8 protein-coding genes and 2 pseudogenes are annotated in these 8,505 nt (G+C 56.6%); 8 read left to right on the forward strand and 2 right to left on the reverse strand.

The window, feature by feature from the left end:
• Positions 1–130 precede the first annotated feature (130 nt).
• A pseudogene (locus AC3WLY_RS35050) lies at positions 131–208 on the forward strand (cytochrome b); the annotation flags it as partial.
• Between the two features lie 189 nt (positions 209–397).
• Here AC3WLY_RS35050 and AC3WLY_RS35055 read toward each other — a convergent pair.
• Positions 398–694: a hypothetical protein gene (locus AC3WLY_RS35055; RefSeq protein WP_072437680.1), complete on the reverse strand. Its 297-nt coding sequence runs from the start codon at positions 692–694 to the stop codon at positions 398–400.
• Positions 695–805: 111 nt separating this feature from the next.
• The gene (locus AC3WLY_RS35060; protein WP_072437647.1) at positions 806–1,171 is read right to left on the reverse strand and encodes an RstR family transcriptional repressor; all 366 of its coding nucleotides are present in this window, start codon (positions 1,169–1,171) and stop codon (positions 806–808) included.
• 231 nt (positions 1,172–1,402) lie between these two features.
• On the opposite strand from AC3WLY_RS35060, the gene AC3WLY_RS35065 reads away from it, so the two are divergent.
• The 7 genes and pseudogenes from AC3WLY_RS35065 (at position 1,403) to AC3WLY_RS35095 (ending at position 8,366) form a co-directional block, all read left to right on the forward strand.
• Complete coding sequence (locus tag AC3WLY_RS35065; RefSeq protein ID WP_492310878.1) at positions 1,403–1,954, forward strand: PAAR domain-containing protein; 552 nt, start codon at positions 1,403–1,405, stop codon at positions 1,952–1,954.
• Complete coding sequence (locus AC3WLY_RS35070; RefSeq protein ID WP_492310879.1) at positions 1,951–2,847, forward strand: glycine zipper family protein; 897 nt, start codon at positions 1,951–1,953, stop codon at positions 2,845–2,847. The genes AC3WLY_RS35065 and AC3WLY_RS35070 overlap by 4 nt, the downstream gene beginning before the upstream one ends.
• Complete coding sequence (locus AC3WLY_RS35075) at positions 2,844–3,545, forward strand: hypothetical protein (protein ID WP_492310880.1); 702 nt, start codon at positions 2,844–2,846, stop codon at positions 3,543–3,545. Before AC3WLY_RS35070 ends, AC3WLY_RS35075 begins: the two co-directional genes overlap by 4 nt.
• Before the next feature lie 100 nt (positions 3,546–3,645).
• Positions 3,646–4,904: pseudogene (locus tag AC3WLY_RS35080) on the forward strand (IS256 family transposase).
• Positions 4,905–5,018: 114 nt separating this feature from the next.
• Positions 5,019–6,815, forward strand: a complete 1,797-nt coding sequence (locus AC3WLY_RS35085) for an Eco57I restriction-modification methylase domain-containing protein (RefSeq protein ID WP_492310881.1) — start codon at positions 5,019–5,021, stop codon at positions 6,813–6,815.
• Complete coding sequence (locus tag AC3WLY_RS35090) at positions 6,808–7,587, forward strand: PaeR7I family type II restriction endonuclease (RefSeq protein ID WP_492310882.1); 780 nt, start codon at positions 6,808–6,810, stop codon at positions 7,585–7,587. The genes AC3WLY_RS35085 and AC3WLY_RS35090 overlap by 8 nt, the downstream gene beginning before the upstream one ends.
• Before the next feature lie 38 nt (positions 7,588–7,625).
• Complete coding sequence (locus AC3WLY_RS35095) at positions 7,626–8,366, forward strand: PaeR7I family type II restriction endonuclease (RefSeq protein ID WP_492310883.1); 741 nt, start codon at positions 7,626–7,628, stop codon at positions 8,364–8,366.
• The last annotated feature ends 139 nt before the right edge of the window (positions 8,367–8,505 follow it).

An 8,505-nucleotide genomic window follows, 5' to 3' on the forward strand; every position in this document is an offset into this window, starting at 1 on the left:
CTCTACGCCGATGATAGTGCGGATTCCCGTGTGAAAGTAGGTAATCGTCAGGCTCCCTTAGCCAGAAACCCCCGCCCGAAAGGCGGGGGTTTTTGCATTTCAGCGACGGAAATGTGTCCGGTGCACTCGGCATGGGTCGCATCTCATGCGGAATGCACTGACGGTCGCGATGTCGCTGATCGGGTGGGCGATGCTTTCGGCGAGAGGGTAAGCGGAGCCGTGAGGGCCGCTGCGGAGATGATGACGGAAGGTTGCGTTCCGCTGTTGTGACGGTTGTTGACGGTGGCCGTAGAAGAGCCGCGGTGCTAGCTGAGCGCAAGGAATGGTGCGCAGAGATCCGCTGAACGCCGAGTCAACCACCGAGGCAACAAGGGCCGCATAAAGCGGCCCTTGCTGGTTATGCAACCGGGTCTTCCGGTTCTGGGTCGTGGTAAGGCTGCTCTCGCAGCGCTAGCTGGCTGTAGTCAGGCGAGATCGTGATTTTCCGGGTGACGTAGTTGACGTCGAGGTAGACGCGATCGCCCGGTTTGAATCCAAAGATCTTGAAATCGATATCGATTGCCTGCATCCACGGCAGGTAAGGCCAGCCGCGCTTGGGAAGGTCCGGGTAGTTGCGGAGGACCAGCTCAAACGTCTTTTGCATGTTGACGGGTTTGTTCTTCCTGCGACGTGTCTTACTATTGGCGTCAGCCATTTCCGACTCCTGGTTCGAGTTGGTGGTGGTCAGCGGGTCGTATGGGTGGCAGCCCATGCAGCCCGCGCTTTTACTGCTTTGCTCTCTTCAGTCTTTCATTGGATTCGCGTTTCAGAGAGAAACGATCTTCCCCACCGCTGGTGCGACGGGACCGCCGACAGACATTCGATGCTTGAGAAGCAGCGCCTCAAGTACCGATTTGGCGACGAGCTTGTCGTCGGGGCCGAGTGCTCGTAAGCCTTCAAAAATCGGGCGAAAGTCCTCGTCCAGTCGAAGCTCGCTCGAATCAAACAGCAACGAATCGGTGCTTACACACAGAGCGATTGCGAGGCGTTTCATCACGTCGAGATTCGGACGTGTCAGCCCGGCTTCATATCGATTGATCTGCACCATATGAACCTTTGCGCGATCGGCCAGTTGCTGTTGGGTGAACCCTCTCTGCTTGCGAAAGGTTGCGAGTCGATTCGAAAAAGCCATAGGTGTAATGGAACAGTCGAAGAGGTGCGAGGTGGATACGTCAGTCAGTGTGTATGGACAGTGTAGTGTCTGTCGCATCTCATAAATCACCGTGATGTGCGGATTGGCCAATTGGTAGATGTGGCGAGTTGATCTGCGCCGGCCGGAGATAGGGTTTCGTACCTGTCCAATAGTTTTGTGATGATCTGCATGATATGACTTCGCATACCTAATAAAATAAGGCGAAGAAGAATGAAACGGTTCTATCTCAAGAAGGGAGACCGTTCGTCTAACGGCGGGATCGTCCTGGAGGGCATGGACTTCTTCATGCATCACGGTACGCCGGTGACGTTTCTGGGGGCCGAAGTTTACTGCTCGGCGTGCGACTCGATTGGCGTCATCGTTGGTCACGGGCCACGACGGCCGGACTCACTCATGGGCAAGCACGCTGCGCTAGATGGTGATCTGTGTGCTTGCCGCTGCCATCCCCGCCCAGTGATGCGGGCATCTCAAGATACCGCTTCTCTGGACTTCACATCAGGCGAACTCGCCGAGATGGGCTTCGGCCCTGCAGGAAATCCGCTCCCGAAGCGTCGTCGCGAATCGTACGACGAGCAGGTGCGAGTTGTGGATCGTGCTGGAAATCCAATATCCGGCGTGCCGTATCACATTCGTTCCGCAACCGGTGCCACGTACAAAGGGCTAACTGATAGCCAGGGGTACTGTCCTCGCGTCTATACAGACAACCCTCAACAGCTCGATATCGCGGTAGGCGTTCAAGCTCTGGAAAGGTGGGCGCGATGAGCGACTACATTTACCGAGCGCCGACAAACGATCGATCGGGATCACAATATGACGTCCTCGGGCATTTGATGCCCGCGCGCGTGTTCGTGCTTGTGGTGGTAGACGAGCCGGGCAAAGACGGGTTTCTCGTTCGGCGCTGCTACACGACCATTCACGATCCGTACTTGCAGTCACTTCGCCTGGGGCCGCTCGAGGCGATGCGAGAAGTGCACCCGGAAAAATACGGGTTGTGGCCAAAGGGGCCGGGTTCGAGCGCGAGTATCGCCGAGCACGTGATGGGCTACGACAAGCTGACGAGCTACATTTCCACTAGCAGTGACTTTCCAGGTGGAGCTGAGCGATTCAAGGGCAAGGTGCTTTACGTCGACATCGCGCAAGCCAAGCGTTCGGGCGCCAAGCTTGTAACGACGCAGGAGATCAGGCTTGCGTTGGATAGATACGCGACGGAGTACCCTCACCTGAAAAACAGGATTGCCCGTATCAAGAGTTATGCGGAGGGGCTCGACAAGGAGGTGCTCATCAAGCCGAATCCGATGGTTCCGCCGTCCGGGATTTACACCACGCGCGGGCTGGCTGTCACACTCGGTCTGGTCAAATTCGCGCGTGTGGTTCAAGTCATCGGAATCGGATTCACCGCGTACGATCTTTCCGTTGCTACAAACGAGTCGTTCAAGGCGAAGTCCGTGAAGCCAATTGAGAAAGAGGTGATTCGTCAAATGGGCGGCTGGGGTGGTGCTATTGCTGGCTGGAAGATGGGTGCAGCTGCCGGAGCGCTGGTCGGCATTGAGACTGGACCGGGTGCAGTGATCACGGGACTTGTCGGTGGCCTGGTTTTCGGGTCCATCGGGTATTTCGGAGGCGGGCTTGCTGCTGACGAGATCGTCGACAAATGACGGGAGTTGATGTGTCGAGCTTGAAGAGAATGTTTGCCGACTTCATGGCTGGGCGCCAGAGCAGGCGTGTGTCGCGAGAGCTGTTCGAGCAGCAACAGATGGCAATTGAGGAGCTTTTCGAGGCGGATCTGACGTACTTGCGCGAGACGTTTGCAGGAACGCCGGAGACATTTCAATCGGAGTCGTTTCCGGACTATCCCGGGGCAGTATGGATGGGCGGCCTTGGCGTCAAAGCGTTCTGCTTGACGCAGGATGTCGAAGTTGAGCAGTTCCCGGTCTACGTAAATCTTGTGGTAGCTGGTAGGGAGCGAGTGGGGCCACGCCAGTTCGTGCGAGACGGGCCGATTCACACATTCTTTTCCGGCGTCGATCGATACTCCGGGAAGCAGGTTAGTTTGCTGACGAACGATGTCGAGCTTGTTCGCTCAGTTTCGGCATCCGGATTCAATCCGCCACCACCGTGGCTTGCGTGGTACGAACTCGGCTCGTTGATATACAACCTGCAGGGCGATGCGCAGTATTGGTATGAGAATGTGTGGGATCGGTATTGGGAGAGTCTGAGTCTGGCTGAGCAGGATGCTTTTGTCGACGAACGGAGATCATCAGCCCGTGACTATCTGAGCGAGGAGGAGTGGGTGGAATGGATCGATGCGATTCGAACGAGGGACGCTCGTTATCGAGAGCGGGTGAGGGATTGACCTGCCCCCTTCAGTAGGGCCAATTGGCTGCTAGTGCTTGCCCGAGCCTATCCGAAACTTTGTGTGCGAGGCATAAACTGGCGACCAAGGAGCCACTTTTATGCCACGCAAACGCAAGGAAGAAGTGACGATTGAGCCGGGCAAGGGTTTGAACCTGGCCCCGGAACTGATCAAGCAACTGCTGCCCGGAACGCTGGACCGGGCAACGATCAACGAGCAACTGGCGGCGCTCAAGAAGGCGATCTTCGAGCGTGCGCTGGGCGGCGAACTGACCCACCACCTCGGCTACGAGAAAGGCCGAGCCAAGCCGTCGGACAGCACGAATCACCGCAATGGCACCAGTCGCAAACGCATCACGACCGACGACGACCTGCTCGAGGTCGAGATTCCACGCGACCGTGAAGGGACGTTCGATCCGGTACTAATTGCCAAGGGCGAGCGACGCTTACCGGCTTCGACGACAAGATCATCGCGATGTACGCGCGCGGCAAGAGCGTGAGGGAAATACAAGGCTTCCTGCAGGAGATGTACGGTATCGAGGTATCGCCGGACTTCATCAGCACGGTCACCGACGCGGTGATCGACGAAGTGCGCGAATGGCAGCAGCGGCCGCTCGAGCCCATGTACCCAGTGGTGTTCTTCGACGCGCTGCGCGTGAAGATCCGAGACGAAGGCGTAGTGCGCAACAAGGCGATCTACCCGGCCCTGGGTGTGCGTCGCGACGGCACGCGCGACGTGCTCGGTCTCTGGATCTAGCAGACCGAGGGCGCCAAGTTCTGGCTGCGGGTGGTCAACGACCTAAAACTGCGCGGCGCGCAGGACATTCTGATCGCCGTGGTCGACGGGCTGAAGGGCTTCCCCGAAGCGATCAACTCCGTGTTCCCGGAAACGACGGTTCAGATCTGCATCGTGCATCTGATCCGCAACTCGCGGGACTTTGCTAGCTGGAAAGACCGGAAGTCGGTCGCGGCAGCGCTCACAGAAGTCTATCGGGCACCTACGGCCGAGGCGGCTGCCGTGGCGCTGGACGCGTTCGACGCCGGCGTGTGGGGCGCGAAATACCCACCGATCGCCGCGCTCTGGCAGCGAGCCAGGGAGCAGGTGATTCCGTTCTACGTGTTTGCGCCGGACATCCGGAAGATCATTTACACCACGAACGCTATTGAGTCGCTGCACATGCAGCTTCGGAAGATCATCAAGGCGCGCGGCCACTTCCCATCGGATGAGGCGGCGATCAAGCTGATCTGGCTGGCGCTGCGCAACGTCGTTGCCAAGTGGACTGGCTCCCGGCTCGATTGGAAGAGCGCGATGACGCAGTTTGCGCTGCTTTGCCCGGAGCGATTCAGCATCGGAATCTGAGTTTTAACCCGTCTCACACACGAAATTCCGGATACCTCCCTTACGAACCGCGCGGAGCATGAGCTTCAGACGCATCGTCTACTCGACCAGGACCGACGGTCCGTCGATGCGATAATGATGCCAATCCTCCGTGAGACCAGAAACACCAACCCCGCAATCACTAACGCCCCAAAACTGCTGGACCATATGTCAACGAACGATCTCCTCCTTCGCCAACCTTCGTTTCCCGATCTTTGCCCTGTGATGGCGGCGGTGAAAGAGCTTGCGTACACTGGTGGCGTCGAGGAACGAGGCGCAATATTCACGCGCCGCGAGGTCGTCGATTTCATTCTCGATCTTGTCGGCTACACGCCTGATAAGCCTCTGCACACGCTGACCCTCCTTGAGCCCTCTTTTGGGGATGGCGACTTCCTGTTGCCTGCCATTGATCGGCTATTGTCTGCATGGACGGCGCAGGGCAAGACAACGCACCCGCTTGAAACACTCGGTGGCTGCATCCGCGCCGTCGAGCTGCATCGTGACACATACAGCCGGACCCACGCCGCCATCGTGGCGCGTTTGGTAGAGGCTGGTATTGCAGCCCAAACGGCGGGCGCGATTTCCGACGGCTGGCTGTTGCACGGAGACTTCCTGCTGACGCCTCTCCCTGCTGAATTTGATGTTGTGATCGGTAACCCGCCTTATGTTCGTCAGGAGATGATCCCTGCGGTGCTTCTAGCCGAGTATCGGAGTCGCTACACGACGATGTATGACAGGGCGGACCTCTACATTCCGTTCATTGAACGTTCGCTGCGTCTTCTAACGAAGGGCGGCGCACTCGGCTTTATCTGTGCAGATCGATGGATGAAGAACCGTTATGGTGGACCGCTTCGCGCTCTCGTTGCCGAGGAATTTCACCTAAAGGTGCACGTGGATATGACAGATACCCCAGCCTTCCACACAGAGGTCACCGCCTATCCTGCGATCACTGTCATCACCAAAGAGAAGCCTGGCGTAACTCGGCTTGCACATCGGCCCAAAATCGACCGTGCGGCATTGGCCGACTTGGCCAGCCTTCTCACATCCAAGAAGTTGTCAAAGGACTCCGGAGAGGTACGCGAGCTCGCTGGTGTAACCGCTGGCTCCGAACCTTGGATTCTCGAATCCTCTGACCAGCTCGCAGTTGTGCGTCGACTGGAGCGCGATTTTCCTGCTATCGAGGAGGTCGGATGTAAGGTCGGGATTGGGGTTGCTACTGGCGCTGATAAGGCTTTCATAGGCTTATTTGATGCTCTAGACGTTGAGGACGATCGTAAAGAGCCACTGGTCATGACGCGAGACATCATGAGCGGCACTGTCGAATGGCGCGGCTATGGCGTCATCAATCCCTTCGCCACCGGCGGCGGGCTGGTCGATCTCGCAAACTATCCTCGCCTCAAGCGCTATCTTGAGGCGCGCAAGGACGTGATCGCTAATCGTCATTGCGCAAGAAGTGCTCCGGCCAACTGGTATCGGACGATTGATCGAATCACACCGTCACTTACAAAGAAGCCTAAACTGTTGGTCCCGGACATTAAAGGTAAATCTCACATCGTCTATGAAGACGGCAGCCTCTATCCTCATCACAATCTGTACTTCATTACTTCGGACGAGTGGGACCTGCGGGCTCTCCAAGCGGTTTTACTCTCGGCAATTGCCCGTCTCTTCGTCGCAACCTATTCAACGAAGATGCGCGGCGGCTTCCTGCGCTTTCAGGCGCAGTACCTACGACGCATTCGTGTGCCGCACTGGAAGGACGTTCCCGCTAACCTTCGGAGACAGCTAATGGAAGCTGCTGAGGCGCAGGACATAGTAGCCTGCAATCGCGCGGCGTTTGAGCTCTATAGACTGACTGCGGAGGAAAGGGAAGTCTTGGGGGGCAGCGTTGACTAACAAGATTGAAATCAACAAGCGCTTGCAGGAAGCTGTCCAAAGCTATTGGGATGCGAGAGCGACGAATAGGAAAAAACAGGTTGAGTCCGGCAAAATTGACACAGGCACGCGCGGAGAGGTAACCGGGGGTACGCAAATGGGAGCACTCGAGATTCTCGTTGCTGACATCCTTTGCGAAGCTGGCCTGAAGCGCCTCGACGTACGGACTCGAACGGCGCTGGAACTGCCAGGCTACTTTCGATCGACTAAGAAGTGGGACCTGATTGTTGTTTCCGAAGGACAACTGGTCCTAGCGATGGAGTTCAAGTCGCATGCTGGAAAGTCAATCAGCAACAATATCAACAACCGAGTTGAAGAAGCACTCGGAAGTGCTCAGGATATCTGGACAGCCTTCCGGGAGGGGCGATTTGGAAAAGGAGCGCCGGCGCCGTTCCTTGGGTATCTATTCCTGCTGGAGGACCGGGACAAAGTAAAGAAGCCGGTAACAAATAAAGAGCCGTATTTTGAAGTCGATCCGGTTTTTCGAGGCCAGTCGCGGACAATCGGAAAAAATGGAAAGATTAAGTATCTAGGTGTGACCTACGCAGAACGCTACGAAATTCTATGCCGCAGGCTTGTACTTGAGAGAGTCTACGATGCATCATGCTTCTTGATGGCAACTAATTCAGAGTCGACCGTCATTACGCAGCCCGCCGATGATCTAAATTTCGCCCGGTTTGCAGCCGCACTGCGGGGGCACGCAGTCAAATTCCTGGGTAGCCAGAATAGTTAAGTTAGAAGGCAAATCTAAAAAATAAATGGTGATAAAAAATGGCGCTTGATTTGGTCGATTATGAACGTAAGACGCGAGACGCGGTCATGGCGTTTTGGGGCAGCCGAGAAAAGGCAAAGCAGAAGCAGATTGAGTCAGGGAAGTCCGACCAGGGTGAGCGGGCTGGTGTGACCAGTGGCAAAAACATGGACGGTTTCGTCTCTTTGATTATCGACATTATCAAAGCGAACGGACTTGATCACGCCAAGATTTATCAGGAGCGGGCCGTCCTGACACTGCCAGGATATTTTCGCCCGACCAAGCTCTGGGACTTGCTAGTCATGGACAAAGGGGAGCTGATTGCAGCTATCGAACTGAAGAGCCAGGTTGGTCCCTCATTCGGCAACAACTTCAACAACCGTACCGAGGAAGCAATCGGCACGGCGCATGATCTTTGGACTGCTTACCGTGAGGAGGGCTTCGGCAAGCAGCCGAGGCCCTTTGTTGGCTGGGTGATGTTGGTGGAGGATGAACCTGCGTCACGGCGACCAGTTCGAGACGCCTCGCCCCATTTCCCGATCTTCAAGGAGTTTCAGGGGGCCTCGTACCAGCAGCGCTACGACATCCTCTGTCAACGCCTGACAAAGGAGCAGCTATACACGACGGCTGCGCTGATGACGTCGCCGCGTAGCGCGGTCGGCACTGGCGAATATGCATCCTTGTCGGACATGACCAGCTTCAAGACGTTCGTTACGTTGCTGGCCGGCCATGCTGCGGCGCAGGCAGCGCGTCTGAAATAGCCATCGGGCGCTGTCGGATGTCTTCGTTTTTGCAGCGTCGGACATGGGCTGACCAAGAAGGTGCGTAAGCGGCTAGCGAACCCATCTTGAGTTTGACCGAGACGCTTGGGAGTATCGTGTCCACCTAACGAATAAGCGG

The organism is Burkholderia sp. FW306-1C-G01B (assembly GCF_058781685.1).

What these genes read in the sequence shown, in the direction of transcription:
- AC3WLY_RS35065 (WP_492310878.1), top strand. Translation starts at nt 1,403, where the DNA reads ATGAAACGGTTCTATCTCAAGAAGGGAGACCGTTCGTCTAACGGCGGG.
- AC3WLY_RS35070 (WP_492310879.1), top strand. Translation starts at nt 1,951, where the DNA reads ATGAGCGACTACATTTACCGAGCGCCGACAAACGATCGATCGGGATCA.
- AC3WLY_RS35060 (WP_072437647.1), bottom strand. Translation starts at nt 1,171, where the DNA reads ATGGCTTTTTCGAATCGACTCGCAACCTTTCGCAAGCAGAGAGGGTTC.
- AC3WLY_RS35095 (WP_492310883.1), top strand. Translation starts at nt 7,626, where the DNA reads ATGGCGCTTGATTTGGTCGATTATGAACGTAAGACGCGAGACGCGGTC.
- AC3WLY_RS35055 (WP_072437680.1), bottom strand. Translation starts at nt 694, where the DNA reads ATGGCTGACGCCAATAGTAAGACACGTCGCAGGAAGAACAAACCCGTC.
- AC3WLY_RS35075 (WP_492310880.1), top strand. Translation starts at nt 2,844, where the DNA reads ATGACGGGAGTTGATGTGTCGAGCTTGAAGAGAATGTTTGCCGACTTC.
- AC3WLY_RS35085 (WP_492310881.1), top strand. Translation starts at nt 5,019, where the DNA reads ATGATGCCAATCCTCCGTGAGACCAGAAACACCAACCCCGCAATCACT.